At 51.8% G+C, this 16,472-nt stretch carries 14 protein-coding genes; 2 read left to right on the top strand and 12 right to left on the bottom strand.

Annotated elements, in window-relative coordinates:
* Positions 1–67 precede the first annotated feature (67 nt).
* On the top strand, positions 68–1,042 hold the full coding sequence (locus ACAF76_RS00375; protein WP_400164434.1) for a hypothetical protein: 975 nt from the start codon (positions 68–70) through the stop codon (positions 1,040–1,042).
* Positions 1,043–1,112: 70 nt separating this feature from the next.
* Here the strand turns inward: ACAF76_RS00375 and dcm are convergent, their stop codons facing one another.
* The 12 genes from dcm to ACAF76_RS00315 all read right to left on the bottom strand — a co-directional run bounded on the left by dcm (position 1,113) and on the right by ACAF76_RS00315 (position 15,117).
* The gene (dcm, locus tag ACAF76_RS00370; RefSeq protein WP_400164435.1) at positions 1,113–2,594 is read right to left on the bottom strand and encodes a DNA (cytosine-5-)-methyltransferase; all 1,482 of its coding nucleotides are present in this window, start codon (positions 2,592–2,594) and stop codon (positions 1,113–1,115) included.
* Between the two features lie 100 nt (positions 2,595–2,694).
* Complete coding sequence (locus ACAF76_RS00365; protein WP_400164436.1) at positions 2,695–4,269, bottom strand: ATP-binding protein; 1,575 nt, start codon at positions 4,267–4,269, stop codon at positions 2,695–2,697.
* A gap of 468 nt (positions 4,270–4,737) precedes the next feature.
* Positions 4,738–6,939, bottom strand: coding sequence for a DNA topoisomerase III (locus ACAF76_RS00360; protein ID WP_400164437.1), 2,202 nt, complete (start codon positions 6,937–6,939; stop codon positions 4,738–4,740).
* A 320-nt stretch (positions 6,940–7,259) separates the two neighbouring features.
* Positions 7,260–7,523 (bottom strand): YciI family protein, encoded by a 264-nt coding sequence (locus ACAF76_RS00355; RefSeq protein ID WP_400164438.1) that lies wholly within the window; start codon positions 7,521–7,523, stop codon positions 7,260–7,262.
* Between the two features lie 42 nt (positions 7,524–7,565).
* Positions 7,566–7,853, bottom strand: a complete 288-nt coding sequence (locus ACAF76_RS00350; protein WP_400164440.1) for a hypothetical protein — start codon at positions 7,851–7,853, stop codon at positions 7,566–7,568.
* A gap of 14 nt (positions 7,854–7,867) precedes the next feature.
* Positions 7,868–8,410, bottom strand: coding sequence for an NADPH-dependent FMN reductase (locus tag ACAF76_RS00345; RefSeq protein ID WP_400164441.1), 543 nt, complete (start codon positions 8,408–8,410; stop codon positions 7,868–7,870).
* 99 nt (positions 8,411–8,509) lie between these two features.
* Entirely contained in the window at positions 8,510–9,994 is a 1,485-nt protein-coding gene (locus tag ACAF76_RS00340) for an aldehyde dehydrogenase (RefSeq protein WP_400164442.1), read from the bottom strand.
* A 2-nt stretch (positions 9,995–9,996) separates the two neighbouring features.
* Positions 9,997–10,803: an alpha/beta fold hydrolase gene (locus ACAF76_RS00335; RefSeq protein WP_400164443.1), complete on the bottom strand. Its 807-nt coding sequence runs from the start codon at positions 10,801–10,803 to the stop codon at positions 9,997–9,999.
* Between the two features lies 1 nt (position 10,804).
* Positions 10,805–11,383: an amino acid synthesis family protein gene (locus tag ACAF76_RS00330; protein WP_400164444.1), complete on the bottom strand. Its 579-nt coding sequence runs from the start codon at positions 11,381–11,383 to the stop codon at positions 10,805–10,807.
* Between the two features lie 32 nt (positions 11,384–11,415).
* The gene (locus tag ACAF76_RS00325; protein ID WP_400164445.1) at positions 11,416–12,552 is read right to left on the bottom strand and encodes an LLM class flavin-dependent oxidoreductase; all 1,137 of its coding nucleotides are present in this window, start codon (positions 12,550–12,552) and stop codon (positions 11,416–11,418) included.
* Between the two features lie 221 nt (positions 12,553–12,773).
* Positions 12,774–13,442 (bottom strand): GntR family transcriptional regulator, encoded by a 669-nt coding sequence (locus tag ACAF76_RS00320; RefSeq protein WP_400164446.1) that lies wholly within the window; start codon positions 13,440–13,442, stop codon positions 12,774–12,776.
* A 97-nt stretch (positions 13,443–13,539) separates the two neighbouring features.
* Positions 13,540–15,117 carry a BCCT family transporter gene (locus tag ACAF76_RS00315; protein WP_400164447.1) on the bottom strand — a complete coding sequence of 526 codons (1,578 nt, stop codon included), beginning with the start codon at positions 15,115–15,117 and terminating at the stop codon, positions 13,540–13,542.
* A gap of 382 nt (positions 15,118–15,499) precedes the next feature.
* On the opposite strand from ACAF76_RS00315, the gene ACAF76_RS00310 reads away from it, so the two are divergent.
* Entirely contained in the window at positions 15,500–16,405 is a 906-nt protein-coding gene (locus ACAF76_RS00310; RefSeq protein ID WP_400164448.1) for a LysR family transcriptional regulator, read from the top strand.
* Positions 16,406–16,472 lie beyond the last annotated feature (67 nt).

Here is a 16,472-nt window from a genome sequence, read left to right as displayed (position 1 = left end):
CCTTGCGCATCCATTGACTTGCCTGTTCTCATCCATTACGATCATGGAGAAAACAGGAGGGGAAACCATGGCCTTATTACCAGATAATGAACAGCATGCGAAACAGATCGAAGCCGGTACCACGGGGAGAAACCGGGGCCACAAGTTTGAAAAACTGTTGACTGACGATTTGAACAGCCTGGATTGGAGTCTGGTGAAGATGCCTTCCCAAAAGGCAGAGCATCTCGTCACAGGTCACCCTGCTGTCGAGCTCGTCCGCTACATCGCACAGAGAAAACAGCTCTCCGACATCAAGGCAGTACGCGCCTGGTGGGTTGGCGGTCTGGCAACCTCGGGCCAGGGAGATACATTGACCGATGAAGAGGGCAACCCGATCACAAAATGCAAGTCCGATGTCGTCATAGAAATCAGGCATGCAGGCGGGGTTTGTAAAACAGGGGTATCGGTCAAGACATGCAGCAAAAAAACGCCTACCAACGCGCAGCTCTACTTCACGACCGCATCCCGCTTTTGCCAGTTTCTGCGGGAGAACGGCATACCCGTGACGCAGGAGGCTGAGTCCGCGCTTCGCATGTTTTGCGGCGATCCAGGATACCGGCCGCTCGATAATCCGGACAGCCTGATCGGTCGAAAATCAGATCCGGAGCGGTTTTTCTGGGAGGAACTGCCGCCAGCAGGTCTTGCCGAGCTGGAGCGAATCTTTACGGAATACCAGGATGAAATCACACAGCTTTTGTTGCAAAAGGCGTATCACTCCGACCCGTACCCGCCGGAATTTGTCCTCCACCAAACGGTGAAGTACAGCGATATGAAGCAGTGTACGATTGCACTGTTTACCGTCGAGGAGCTGGTCAGACTCTCCCGCCAGTACAACGGCTTTCATAAACGACCGTACTATGTGCGCAAGGGACGATTCAAAGGAGATCCCAACGAGCACCAGGCTCCGCGCTCAGGTTTTGTCCAATTCCAGCGCGGCGGTCAAAAGCAGCATCCCACGCAACTGCAATTCAACCTGCAAGCCGGATATTTTCATAAAATATGAGCGCACAAAAAAACTGAGGGTTCGGAATTGCCCTCAGTTTTTCGTATTTTCCCGCATGCAATCTGGCTTGTCACCGGACATGTTCCGGTACGGGCGCATGCCCGGACAACAATTCATGCTTGATATGTCGCGCAATCTGCAGCGCCAGCAAAGGCGGCACGGCATTTCCGATCATCTTGCGGACTTCTCCCCACGGCCCAAAAAATTTGAACTCGTCAGGGAAAGTCTGGCATCGGGCCGCTTCCCGAATCGTGAAGGAGCGGGTATGTTCCGGATGGACGTTGCGGCATCCGGAGATCATGTTAAAATTCGTGCTGATCGTCGAACAAGGCTCGTCCCAGTAAATTCTCTTGTACGTCGTATTGTACCCGCTCGGCGGACGCAAGCCCGGGTCTTCGTTGTCGTGCGCACTTTTTCCTTCCGGCGTAGCCTTCAGCCATGTTATCACGTGATCCGGATGGGTAATCGCCCAGTGCAACGGGTCTGACGGGGACGATTCGCCGTGCTCCAATGTTTCCAGGTCTCCTACGGCATCGCGAAACGTAACGAGCCTCTTTCTCGTATAAGTAAATAGATCGGTTTGCCCCGGATCTCCGTGGGTAGTCGGCGGCAGCCCAAACTCCTTGATGCCCAGTCTGGTGTTGACTCCGAGCACAATTACCCGTTCCCGGGATTGCGGTATGCCATAATGCTGTGCGTTTAGCTCCTCGCATTTTACATCGTACCCGATCTCCTGCAATTCCTTTATAAACCGATGAATAAACAGCTTGCCGTCAGGGTCCTTCATCGAAGTCATCAGACGCACATTCTCAAAGACGAGAACATCCGGTTGCAGGATGCTGGCAATTTTCAAGTAATCTTTGAACAGGATATTTCGCTCATCTGCCGGGTTTCGTTTCCCCGCGAGGCTGAAGCCCTGGCAGGGCGGACCGCCAAACAATACATGCACATGCCCGAATCGTCGTTTCCACTCCTGGACGTCCGCTTCCTGGATCGCCGTTATATCCGTACCCAGACAGATGCTGTCGGGAAAATTGGCCTGATACACGTCTCTTGCCGCTTCATTGATTTCCACGTGGCCGAGGACGTTGAATCCTGCTGCTCGAAACCCCAAGGAAAATCCTCCGCAACCGGCAAAAAGGGCAATTGCGGTAGGAGCATCTCCTTTTTCGCCCGCTTGTTTGGCACTGGCAGCAAGCTGCGACAGCGCGGAGAGAAACTCTTCGTTTTCCGCATGGGATGGCGTAATCGTCATCGCTTTTGCCAGTTCGGCATACTCTCCGCCATCCTTGATCGTCGGTTTCGCTGTCGTTTTCCGCATGTCATGGACAAATTGCTTCTTGTTGAGGCGTATCTTGCCGGATTCTACCTGTTCCTTGATCTCATCGATCACGCGCATGAGCATAGCGAATTGTTCCGCAGAAGGCTCACTTTTGCCCAGCTCCCAGCCAGACAGTACAGCTTGTGTGATCCCGGATTCTTTCGATAACCTCGCCTGGCTCAATTTGATCTTGTTTCGCGCTTCCCGGATTCGCACTCCCAGTCGATCCATTCGAAAAACTCCTTTACCACTCCAGCTTCCTGTACTATCCTACCATACGGAAAGCGCATGCGCCTCTTGCTATGTATTTCCATTACGCTGATCCACAGCGTTACTCTGTACCGATCTCCCCTTGTGTCTCCTGGGACAATGCTTTGCCAATCGCCGTTTCTTTGAGAAGCGCCTGCTGCAGCGTACTTTCGACTACCAGCTTGCCAATGACGGACTTGTCCAAATCGAGGATCGTCTTGACCAGCTTGGCACGAATCCCGGTGACGACGACCTGGCATCCAAGCAGATTGATCCCGTCAATCATGCGGAGAACCTTCTGGAACGTCTCGGGACTTGGTATGGAAGCCGCCGACAGATCAATATATACCTTTTGAATGTTGCGCTGTTCGATCTCGTTTAGCATTCTCTCTTCAATTTTGTTCATGCGCGAATCATCCAGCGTGCCGACCAGTGGCAACACAGCGATCTGGCTGAAAATCGGGATCAACGGGACCGTCAATTCATCGATGATCGCCTGCTTGGACTTGAGCACATCGTCGCGGTATTTGGTAAATACGACATTAAACTGAATAATGAAATTATCAAGAGCATCACTGATCCGCTCAGACAGCTCAAATGTTTCTTCAGGCGTAATCCCGACGCGCAGATAGTATTCGCGAAGAAACGACCAGATCACTTTGCGCAGCGCATAAAACCATTCCATTTTGGTGATGATCGGCACATCCGATTTCGCCCAGGCGACTCCTCTCTCCTGTGCCAGCTTGATGATCTCCTGCGTCATGCCGTCATGGACCAGCGACAAGATTTGGTTGGCATGGTCGATTAAATCCTGGGTCGTCACGAATTTTAGACCGGATACAATTTCGAAGCTGTTCTGCGCCTCGATCTCCAACTGCCGGTTAAATTGCTGACGATTGACCTCGAAGAACTGGCGTACGTCCATGTTCTCCTCGATCACAAGCTCCGCTTTCATTTGCTCCTCCCAAGGCTTTTGTAATAATGGCATACGAATAATAAATTCTGTACCTTCCTGTTCTGTGCTGTTCACATCAATGCTGGCCTTGTGGTCGTCGAAAGTAGCATACACCTGCGCCAATCCCAATCCCGTTCCTGTCTCCGTCTTCGTCGAAAAAAACGGAGTACCCAACAGCGGCAGCATATCACTCGGAATCCCTTTGCCTGTATCGCGAATGTGCAAGCACACTTCATTGCCTGAACGGTAGTGTTCGACTGTAATGACGCCCTCGCCCTCAATGGCCTCGAATGCGTTTTTCAACAGGTTAAAAAAGGCGCGTTTCAACTGGTTGCGTTTGCCCGACACCTGGCAATTGACATTAAAGAAGCGTTTTTCTACTTTGACCCTGTACATTTCATTTTCAAAAAGGGACAAAATGCTGTCGAGAAGCTGGCACAAGTTCACATCGGACCATTTCTCGTCAAGTTTTTCCGGTTTTGAAACAACCAACAAATTTTGTACGGTAGAAATAGCCTGTTCCAATTCAGAATTGACGATGTCCCAATACCTGCTATCGTGCTCTTGCTGCATAAGCTGCAGAAAACCTTTTACCGCTGTCAAAGGATTGCGAATCTCATGGGCAATACCGGCAGAGATTTGTCCAATGGCAGATAGTCGTTCCAGCTCTTGCACTTTCTCTACTTGTTTTTGCTCGTCCATTCTATTCCACCTTCTCAATAATTCAGGGTTGAATCAATTAACTTACACTTAAATCAGCAGCATTTTTTTAATATAACTTCCCTCCACAGGATCATTTTCCCATTTACACACATCCATTTCAAATTCCTTTTGGGCTAAATTTCATAGAATTATCAGCGTTTTCCGAAATTCAAGCGCCCGCGAACCGTGTGAATACATACGAAAAAAGACATAGAACCTCGACAAACCCATGATGAATTGCCTAGTACGAATTTCTCGCATGAGGCATCGTTAAAGTACATCGGCGTGCTGGGGAGAATCACCCTGTTTCGTTCCCGGATTCCTCATTGCCTCAATCACAGGAGGATTCGCCTCAGCCGTCGCTGCTCACCCGCAACTACGTGAATTCCCAAAACATAACCAATCCGCCAACCTGTATCCCATGGCAGGTTGACGGATCGATCCGGCAGTACCGTTCATGTCATTGGCTTAATCCAGCTTGAGTTTGGAGAGCGCGTCCCGCAGTGCCGAGTTGATTCCTTCGTCGTTCTCCTTTTCTTGTTCCTTCAGGAAACGGGACACTTCTTTTTTCGATACGTTCCCTCTCTTTTCCTTTTCCCGGCGTTCCTGGAATACAGACAGCTTTTCCTTGTGCCCGCAGACACAGACAAAGGTTTGTCCTTCGCCCTCGCCGCGCAATTCCAGCCGTTTGTGGCATTTGGGGCATCTGGCGTTGGTCTGTTTGGAGATGCTTTTTCGGTACCCGCACTCTCTGTCCTGGCATACGTGCATTTTGCCCCGCTTGCCGTTTACCTCCAGCAGCAGCTTGCCGCACTCCGGACACTTGCTTCTGGTCAGGTTGTCGTGGCGGAATGTCTTTTCGCTGTTTTTGATTTCCCGCACGACTTCTTTGGCGTAGCTCTTGATCTCGCCGAGAAATGCCTGTTTGTTCAGGCTTCCTTTGGCAATCGCGCCGAGCTTCTGTTCCCACTGGGCGGTCAATGTCGGCGATTTCATGTCATCGGGAACCAGCTCCAGCAACTGCTTTCCTTTCGCGGTAATAAAAATATGCTTCCCCCGCTTTTCGAGCAGGAAGCTGTTGAACAGCTTTTCAATGATGTCCGCACGGGTCGCAACTGTGCCCAGCCCGCCCGTCTCGCCAATCGTTTTGATCAGCTCTTTGCTTTCGTCGGCCATGTACTTCGCCGGGTTTTCCATCGCCGTCAACAAGGTAGCTTCGGTAAACGGCTCCGGCGGTTTGGTCTCGCCCTGCGTCTGGGATACAGAGACGATCCGCAGGCGATCTCCTTTGCCGATCTTGGGCAACGACTGATCCGCTACGCCGCCTTTGCCGTCATCCTCTTCTTCGACATCGTGGTCGTACACTTCTTTCCAGCCCGATACGAGCACGATTTTCCCTCTGGCGACAAACCGCTCCGACCCGATCTTTGCCTGAATCGTCGTCTGCTCGTATTCAAAAGGCGGAAACAGTACCGCCAGAAAGCGCTTTACGACGAGGTCAAAAATCTTCCGCTCCTTGTCGCTCAAATTGCCAAGAAACACGGATTGTTCCGTCGGGATGATGGCATGGTGGTCGGACACCTTGCTGTCGTCGACAAACGATTTGTTCACACGGATCGGTGCGCGCAATACCTTGGCGGCAAACGGAGCGTACGGCTTCATCTGTACGGCCTTGACCCGGTCGGGCAGCGTTTCCACAATATCGCCGGAGAGGTAGCGAGAGTCGGTCCGCGGGTACGTCACGACCTTGTGATGCTCATAGAGCCCCTGCAGTATGGAGAGCGTCTCTTTTGCCGAATACCCGAAGATGCGGTTGGCGTCGCGCTGCAGCTCTGTCAGGTCGTACAGCTGCGGAGCGTACGTCTTTTTATGCGCCTTGGCAACCTCTGCCACTTCAGCGCTCTGTTCCTTTTTCAGTGCTGCCAGCAGTTGCTCTACTTTCTCCTTGGAAAACGATTTCACGTCCTTGGTCTGCTGATCCTGCCATTGCCACTTGATCGATCCATCGGTCACAGCGGTCAGCCCGTAATACGGCTTGGGCGTAAACCGACGAATTTCCTCCTCCCTGGTGGCGACGATTGCCAAGGTAGGCGTCTGGACGCGGCCGCAGGATAGCTGGGCGTTGAACTTGCAAGTCAAGGCCCGCGTGGCATTAATCCCGACCAGCCAATCCGCCTCGGCGCGGGCAGCCGCAGAAGCGTACAGATTTTCGTAACTCTTGCCGTCCTTCAGGTTGCGAAAGCCGTCGCGGATCGCTTTATCGGTAACAGAGGAAATCCACAGACGCTTGATCGGCTTGTTCACCTGGGCCATTTCGATGATCCAGCGGGCGACCAGTTCTCCCTCGCGTCCCGCATCCGTGGCAATGACGATTTCGCGTACGTCGTTTCGCTTCATTTGCTGTTTCACGGCATGAAACTGCCGGTTGCTTTCCTTGATCACCACCAGCTTTAGCGGCGAGGGCATGATCGGCAAGTCTTCGATTCGCCACGAGCTGTATTGCTGCCCGTAGCTTTCCGGATCTGCGAGTGTGACGAGATGCCCCAGCGCCCACGTCACGATATAGCGATCTCCTTCGAAAAACCCGTTTCCTTTTTTCTGACACTGCAACACTCGTGCGATGTCCCGGCCGACGGAAGGCTTCTCGGCCAGTACCAGTGTTTTGCTCATTTACGACATCCTTTCCACAAAGACAACTGCGCGTTCTCCTACCATTGTAACCAAAAAGGGATGGGTGGGGGTGAAAAAAACCAGTCTATCTATCCGGAACGGGAGGAGCCTGCGGCTTTTGTCTCCACTCATAGCGGGCGGTACACCGGACAATCATGGCGACGGGTATGAGGCTGAGGACCGCGAACAAGCCTGCGAACACGTTTTTGACGTACCCAAATCAACATTTGACTGCCCCATAAAAAAATCCCCAAGCAAGCCATTCGTCTGTACAGCGAGCGAATGCCTGCATTAGGGAACATGCGTAGTTCTCGATTGTCTTAGGTCTTCCACAGCTTCCATTCCTTCAGTTCCAGGCGCCGAACATTCTCTACAACATGAGGATCTTGTTGAGCCATCTCCCGGGCTTCTTCGAATGTGTCCGCGATGTAAATGACCATCCCGCCCGACCCGTCCGCAAAAGGTCCTCTGCCATAAATTTTTCCTTGTTGGTCCAGTTGATCCAGGTAGGCGATATGACGGGGCAAAACCTCCTTGTTTTTCTCCGGATCAAGCATGTGCAACAAAGCCGCATAGTACGGCATGTACACCCTCCCCTTCCTGCTTGTGCTGTCGGTATTGCCGCCTTATGACCCTGTTTTTTGGTAGGCCGCTGCATAGTACGCTTCCAGCTTGATTGCCAAACCTCCAGGGCCGAATTTTTGACGCGGGTTCCGCCCCTGTTTCGCTTCGCTTTGCACATAGTCAAGAAATGACAGGATGATCGAGCGGCGGCTCAAGATGTCCGTGATTCCCTGCTCGTAGAACCAGGCGTCGATCGTATTGTAGACCCCCCGATTTATTCCATATCGGGCTTCGCATAAGTGGATGAACGACAAGTCCGGCAAGTGCAGTTCTTCTTCCCTCCTGCTCATGTTCGTTCCCCTATCTACGCACGAATGGATAACGCCTTTTGCATGAAAACGACTTCCTTGGCCAAGGCCGATACTCTTTCCAGCACTTCCGGATCGGTCAATTGATTCTGTTTGTCAAAATGGTCATTATGGGCGTACACATAGCCCGGGGCGACAAATGCGCGGAAGTAGCCTGCTATCGGCTTAAGCTGATTCTCGATGACCAAATAATGCTGATAGGTTCCGCCCGTCGCGGCAAACCCCATCACTTTGTTGCGAAAAGCCTGGGGAGGAACCAAATCAAACAGGTTTTTCAGCACCCCGGTAATGGACCCTTGGAAAATCGGCGTGCCAATGACGTAGAAGTCGGCCGCAGCAACCTTGTCGATGACTGTTTTCGTGTCTCCTGTATACGTAGACGGGTCGCGCCCATCACAAAACTGAACATCGTATTCTTTCATATCCAGCAGTTCGACTTCAATTTCCGGATTGGCTTGCCTGATTTCATCCACGATTTTTTGGACGACTACACGCGTTTTCGAACCGGTGATCGTTCCGCTGATCCCTAGCAGTTTCATTCCAATCCTCTCCTTTTTCTATTCTCAGGGTAAGGCCGAGGAAGGGCTGGCTGCAGCAGCGGGCCCTTCCAGCCTCTATCTGATCACGCAGCTGATTTTCTACCTCATAATAAATGGATCGGGCATTGGATCGGCAGAGGTATTGACCCAAACGACCTTGCTCTGGGTATACTCATAAATTGCCTCATAACCGCTTTCCCTGCCGTAGCCGCTCCAGTGCGATCCGCCAATCGGCGCAATAGGCGAAATGCTTCGATAAGTGTTCACCCAGACGATCCCTGCCCGCACCGATTTGGCTACCCGATGCGCCCTTGCCAGATGATTGGTCCAAATCCCCGCTGCCAGACCGTAGTTTGTACTGTTGGCCAGCAAAATCGCTTCTTCCTCCGTTTCAAACGGAATGACTGTCAGGATCGGGCCGAATATCTCCTCCTGGGCAATGCGAATCTGCGTATCGGTGTGCTCAAAGATGGTCGGCTCAAAGTACCAGCCTTTTTGAATGGCCTCGGGTTTCTTCCCCCCGTAAACCAGCCGTGCCCCCTGTTCACGTCCGGCCTGCACATAATGCTCCATCCTTTTCACTTGTCCCGCAGTCGCCAATGGACCCACTTCGGTTTCCGCCGCCATCGGATCGCCAATTACAATTTTCGAGGCGCGATCGACCACTTTTTCCAGCACCCGGTCGTATATGTTTTTATGGAGAAACGCCCGTGATCCGGCGACACAGCTTTGTCCGGCAGCGCCGAAAATCCCCGCGATAATCCCCATTGCGGCATTATCCGCGTCGGCGTCTTCAAAAACGATATTGGGCGATTTTCCGCCCAGCTCCAATGTGACCCGGGCAAAGTTTTCCGCCGAATTGCGGATGACGTGCCGAGCCGATTCCGGACCGCCGGTAAATGCGATTCTGCGCACTAACGGATGACTGGTCAGCGCGTTTCCTACCGGATCTCCGAAACCGGTGACAACATTGACCACCCCTGGCGGAAAACCGGCCTCTTCGATCAGCGGCACCAATTCCAACAGCGATGCCGAGGTGACCTCGGAAGGTTTGATGACGATCGTATTGCCAGCTGCCAAAGCGGGGGCCAGCTTCAGCGTGGTCAGGTAGAGCGGTGAGTTCCAGGGAGTGATGGCAGCCACCACACCAATCGGTTCACGGGAAGTAAAGGCAAATAGATCCGGTTTGTCTATCGGCAGCGTCTCTCCGTGGATTTTGTCGGCCAGTCCGGCATAGTAGTAGAAAAATTCCGGCAAATACTGCAGCTGTCCGCGCATCTCCCGAATCAGCTTGCCGTTGTCCAGTGTTTCGTAAACCGCCAGTTCTTCCACGCGCGCGGCAATCAAATCGCCCAATCTCCTCAATAGTTTCCCCCGCTGTGTATAGGTCATGGACGACCATTGCGGATTTTCAAAAGCGCTTTGCGCAGCCCGGACGGCCCGGTCGACATCTTCCGCCGTCCCCTTGGCCACCAGGCACCACGGCTCTTCCGTTGCCGGGTTATGGCTTTCAAAGTATTCCCCCGTACTCGATTCGACCCATTCTCCATTGATGTACATGCGGTATGTTTTGAGCTCCGCCATCCTCAACAACCCCCTGCCTCATACTTTTCCAACGCAGAAATCAGGATTTGGTTTAACGTATCCGCAGCTTCAATCGGCAGCATGTGCCTGATTTCCGGAATGACAATCACTTCCGCCTGCCTAATCTGTTTGCCCATGAGCTGGGCCATTTCGGGCGTCGATCCCTGATCCAATGCTCCCGTAATGATCCGTGCAGGGCACGAGATGAGGGGCAGCTGGTCATATAATTCGTCGTCCGAAGTGGCAAAAACGCGATAGGCAGCCAGGTAGGCTTCCGGGTGATTGGTTTCCAGCCGCTGGCGGATACGTGCGATCACTTCCGGATGCTCGGCCATATACAAAGGGCTGAACCAGCGCTGAATTGCCGCATCAATCGTTGCACGGTGCCCATGCTGCTCCACTTCCTTCACCCGCGCAAGCACTCCCTTTCGCTGCTCTTCGCTGCGTTTGGCTACGGAGCTGACGATCGTCAAGGTAGAAACTTTTTCCGGATGCCGTACAGCAAAGCCCTGTGCCACCAAGCCTCCCATGGAAAACCCGACCACATGCGCTTTCTGCAGGTTCAGTTCGGAAAAAAGAGCTTCCAGCTGGTCGACAAACAGGCCCAGCGAGTATGGACCGGACGGGCAGGCCGATTGGCCGTGCCCGATCATGTCATAACAGATGACCCGGTATGTTTGTGACAGTGTGGCCACCTGCTGCTCCCAAATCGACCCGTCCAGGCCAACGCCATGGATCAAGATGACGGGAGCGCCTTGTCCCGATTCGGTATAGTACGTCAGGAGCTGATTTCCTACCGTTTTTTCCATGCTATTTCAAACCCATTTCCAACATATCCTGGTGGCGGTCGCCAATGCGCGGATGCGGTCTTCCTCCTGTAGCAGCCCCAATCGCCACGACGATCTCATCTGCTCGCGGAGCGTCGGGAATGTTCATTTCAAACGTGATGAAATGGGAACGCTTCGATTCGTCTGTCTTGTGAACCATCGGGATGGTAATATACGTACCCGGCCCCCCGCGCTTGTTGGTGAAGGAGAGGATGCTTGTCCCTTCTACGGCATTTCGAAACTGGTTTCCGAAGCGAAAGGTATGGATCATTGCGGATGCATGCTCCAATTCCCCGTCTACGCCCACGATCGCCGCTTTCCCGAACGCTTCTACTTCGTCGGCCGATTCGATGACTTCAAATAGCTTTTTCACCAGCAATTCTCCCAATCCCGGGCAATAGGCAACAATCTCCGGCTTCAAATCCTCCACATACCCTCTTCCATGCCAGGGATTTTTGATTACGGCTACTGTGGCAATATTTTTGATCGAAGGCTGGACTTCTTTTCCTCCCTCGAGAAACGTCTCCTCTACATGCGTATACACTTTACGAATTTCCAACATGTTCTCTTCCCTCCATCTCTGTTTTTTGCGTTTTACGCCTTGTCCTTGAATCTCGGCATGACTTCTTCCGCGAACAATTTGGTGCTTCGCATGATCTTTTCATGGGAGAGGCTGCCGTGATTGGTCCACAAAAGCAGGTGCTGTACGTTCAGCTCCTCTTTCAACTCCTGGATCTTTTCGGCCACGTAGTCCGGCGTCCCGAACAAAAGGTTACGCGAGTGCAGGAATTCATAGCTGAGTTCTGTACCTGGCTTCAGCTCCTCGCCTGGATCGAGCATGTTGCCCAGCCCGCGCCAGTGGCAAATCCAGCGATAGGTATGCAGGACGGCCTCCTCGGCATCCCTTCTGGCTTCTTCCATCGTCTCAGCCACATAGCAATCGCGGACCAGTGCCAGCCCTTCGCCCAGCTTTGCCGGAGCGCCCTTTGCTTTGGACAGCGTTTCCCGATACAGTTCGAAGCGGATTTTCAATTCTTTTACGGTCGGCATCCAGAAGATTCCGTTCACTTGATGCTCGGCTGCCCAACGGATCGAGCGCGGCGTGTCGATTACCTGCCAAAGCGGCGGATGCGGCTTCTGCAAAGGAGGCGGCATGATGGACATCTTTTTGATTTCGCCTTTTTCCATATCCATGTACTCTTCCGTTTGCGGGCTCAACGGGTGATTCCATTTCAAGCCCGGTGCGGGAAATTGGTAAAACTCTCCCTGATGGGAAAAGAAACGCTCGGACAACGCCTTTTTCAAAATCTCGTACGTCTCCTCAAACAACGCTCGGTTCTTTTCTTGATCGCGCGGATCGGCCAATTGGTTCAGATTCATCGCTTCCCGGCCGTAAAGCCCGCGTCCGATTCCTACCTCGACGCGCCCGCCGCTCAACTGATCCAGCAGGGCGATGTCCTCTGCAAGGCGGAGCGGATGCCAGAAAGTAATGATGTTCGCTGCCTGTCCGATGCGGATATTTTTCGTATGAGCGGCGATATCCGCACCCATCAAAATCGGATTGGGGACCAATTCATATCCTTCATGTCCAAAGTGATGCTCGGTGTACCAGATCGAATCAAATCCTGCCTGATCGCAATATACGGCTTGCTCCCTTGCTTCCTCGATCACCTTGGCGAAATCCTGATGTCTTCCCGGACCAGCCAGGTTGGCGAAAATTCCAAATTTCATGTCGTCTGCCCCTTTCTAATCACTTTATCGATTGAACCGCCAGTTGCTTGATTATTTGCATGTACCATGTACCATGCAAGTGTATACGTCTACTATACCTGATTGCGCTTTCATCTTTCAATCTATTTATTTGCTTAAAAATATTCAGTTAATTTTGATCCCACTTGCAGATAGGATTGGATTGCCGCCACAATCCTATCTCACGTTTCTTATCGCGGGAATCAGTACAGCTCTGCCTTCATGATTTGCATCAGCTTGGCGCCGCTTGCTTTTACGTGCTCCCGCATGATTTGTTCTGCCACGGAAGGGTTCCGGGATTGAATCGCCTCTACGATCCGCCGATGCTCGTCGACCGATTTTTCCAGGCGCTGCGGTTGGTCCAGCGTCGTGTAGACAAATTTTCGGTAGGGCAGTTGATTGATCAGCAAATTAAAGTGGTACATCAGCTTGCTGTTTCCGGACCCTCGCAGGATCGCATCATGAAAACGGTCATTTGCTTCCACATACCCATCCATGTCTCTTCTGCCGACAGCTTCTTCCATGCTTTCCATCGCCTTGACCAGCTCGGCGAGTTCGGGAATCTCCCCTCTTTCCGCCATCAAGCCGGCAGCCAGACCTTCCAGTGATTCCTTCAACTTGAACAGCTCGTAGATTTCCTTTTCCGTTGGTTTCATGACACATGTACCGACACGGGGAATAATTTCGACCAGCCCCTCTTGCTGAAGCTGTTTGAGCGCTTCGCGGACAGGTGTCCTGCTGACGCCCAGCTTCTGGGCCAGAGCGGTTTCTGAAAGTTTCTCCCCCAGCTTGAACTCACCCGTCACAATCGCCTTGCGCAGAACATTGGTTACTTGCGTATGAATACTTTCAGTTGAGACGGAAATATTCATGTGAACATCCAGCACCCCTCACTTCTTGCATTTCCTCTACCATACATCATGTACCATACCAATCATATCAAAAATTCCCTGACTTCGCTTCTACTCCCTACACTACGGCATTTTTTTCTCTTGTTTCCGCTGCCGTTGTTTTCGCCACGACAATCCCCTGCTCTTCGGCCAGCTTTTTGGCTATTCGCGGTGCGTGCCACAGTGACGGCATCAATAAAAGGGATACCGGGACAGCGGCGATGACAACAAAGGATTGAAGTGCCTCGACTCCACCTGTACCGATGTTGATGAGAATAATCGCGATCAATCCCATCAACACGCCCCAAAAGACGCGCATCAGCGTAGGGGGATCTCCTTCTCCCGTAACGCCCATGGCAAGGGTGTAAGACATGGAATCCGCTGTGGTCACGACGAAAAGGATCGTTAATATCAGGAAGACCGCAGGCATGATGCTGGACAGCGGCATTTGCTGGGCAATGGCAATGATCGCAGCAGGCAAGCCGTTCTCATTGAGCGGACCGCTGACAGACCCTGCCTGGTTCATCTCGTAATAGATTCCCGAACCGCCCAATACGGTAAACCAGAAGTTGGTCGTCAAGGAAGAAATCACAGATACAGCCAAAAACACCTCGCGTATGGTGCGTCCTTTTGAGATTCTCGCCACAAGCAGGGCCATCATCGGCCCAAATCCGATAAACCAGCCAAAGAAAAAGAGCATCCACCAGCCCAGCCAATCAGGATCCTGGCGAAACATGCTGATATTGATAAATTCACTCGTGTAGAACCCAAAGGAGGATAAAAAGGAGTCGATAATAAACTGTCCAGGTCCAAACAGCAAGATAAAGGCAGCGATAACAACAGCCAGATAGACATTTAATTTGCTAAGCCATTGGATTCCTTTATCAATTCCCGTGACGGTAGAAATGATCGAGATACTGATCAGACCGATGATCACCAAAGCCTGTGTAAGATAGTTATTGGGAATTCCAAACAATGCATTGGCCCCATAGCCCACCTGCAAGCCGAGAAAGCCAATCGGTCCAATCGTTCCCGCCGCCGCGCCAATGATGCAGAAGGAATCGGCAAAGGTACCCCATTTGCTGGTAAGAATCTTGTCCCCGAGGATCGGATAGAGCAATGTTCTCGGTTTTAGCGGCATGCCTTTATGAAAATGAGCATACATGATGACGACTGCGCTGATGGCCCCATAGACAGCCCAAGCCGTGAATCCCCAATCCATAAAAGCTTGCGCCAGGGCAGGAGCGATCGCTTCCGCGGTCCTTGGTTCGATCCCCTGGTGCATGGGAGGCACATCGAGGAAGTAATACATCGGCTCTCCTGCAGCCCAGAATACGCCGCCTGCGCCCAATCCCGAAACGACAATGATCGCCACCCATTTAAACCAGCTCATCTCGGGCTTGTCCGTATTTCCCAACGTCACCGCCCCGTATTTGGAAAACGATAATCCCAGGCCAACCACAAATGTAGCCAGCAGCAGAACCTGCCAATAGGCGCCGAAGTAGTAGATCGACAGCTCAAAACCTTTGTTTACAAAACGGGAAACAGCATCGATGTTGAATAGGGAAAAAAACAAAAACAGGAGCAAGAGTCCGCCACTGATCGTAAAGACGGGCCAATCGATCCTCCTGACTAGGGACTGCCATTTGTCTTGCATCTTGATCTCCTCCTCGCAATTGTTTTTTCACTAGCATCTGATCAGGCACATTCAGGTAAAAACCGTGCATCCACTCCTCTCCAACCGCACTATGTATGCGTTTTCATTTTGAACAGAAAAAATGTCTGACTACTCGGTGGCAGCAACGATTGTTGCGATGATTCGCGGACATTACCATGTAGCATGTACCATACAAGATTATTGAAACAAATGTACACCAATCATTTCTGTTAAGTCAATATTTTTATAATTTTATAAAAATGATAAACCCTCGCCCGCTACTCACATATTCATACTCCTTTACTATAAATTGTTCAAATAGTCCCACATTTCTTACTTATGCTATACTATTTGCAACCTATCGATTAAGGAGGGAAGACAGATGGATGAACGGGATTACATCATGCTTCACTATATCTATGAAGAGAAAAATATTACGAGAGCGGCAGAGCGTCTGTATACTTCCCAACCCTCTTTAACCTATCGCATCCAACAAATCGAAAAAAACCTCGGGATTCAGGTGCTGGTCCGCAACGGCAAATCGATCGAATTTACGCCGGAGGGGGAGTATTTGGCCTCATTCGCCCGGCAAATGCTGGCTCATATTCGCGATTTCCAGGACAACCTGGCAAACATTTCGTCCAAAGTGCAAGGAACATTGCGGATCGCTTCCACCAGCATTACCGCCCGCTACTACCTCCCAAAAGTGCTGAAGGCCTTCTCCGGCATGTATCCGAACATCAACATCCAGGTCGATACCGGCAAAAGCGGCGACGTCATTCAGGCGCTGGAAAATGAAGAGGTGCACGTCGGAATGGTTCGGGGAGAGTACGACTGGCCGGAAAAAAAGGATTTGATTTGCAGGGAGACGATCTGCCTGATCGCCAAGGAAGAGATTGATCTCGCGCAGCTTCCCCGCATGCACCGAATCTTTCATCGCAGTTCCAAGGGAACCTACAAAACGAAGCACCATGACACGATGTCGGAAAAAATCCTCACCTGGTGGAACGAGCGATTCTCTACTCCCCCGCTTTTTTCGATGCAGGTCGGCAGCTACGAAGCCTGTAAGGAAATGGTCATCAACGGCCTTGGCTACGCCATTGTCCCGCGTGACTTCATCAAGCCGGATGACGATTTGTACGTGCAAAACCTGGTGCTCAAGAGCGGTGAGGTGCTGTGTCGAAACACATGGCTCTTGTATCGGGAATCCTGCCTGGAGCTGCTCTTTGTGAAAAAGTTCGTCGACTATATTCAGTCTCTGCCTTCCCCCGTAGAGCTGAAAGCGTAACGAAAAACGCAGCCATTCAGACTGCATGCGGCATTACCTCCGACATGCGGCCTGAATGGCTTTTGTG

It is taken from the genome of Brevibacillus sp. TJ4, from assembly GCF_044627595.2.
GTDB lineage: Bacteria > Bacillota > Bacilli > Brevibacillales > Brevibacillaceae > Brevibacillus.
The sequence above is the reverse complement of the archived record's forward strand: the minus strand, read 5'-3'. Positions and strand labels throughout refer to the sequence as shown.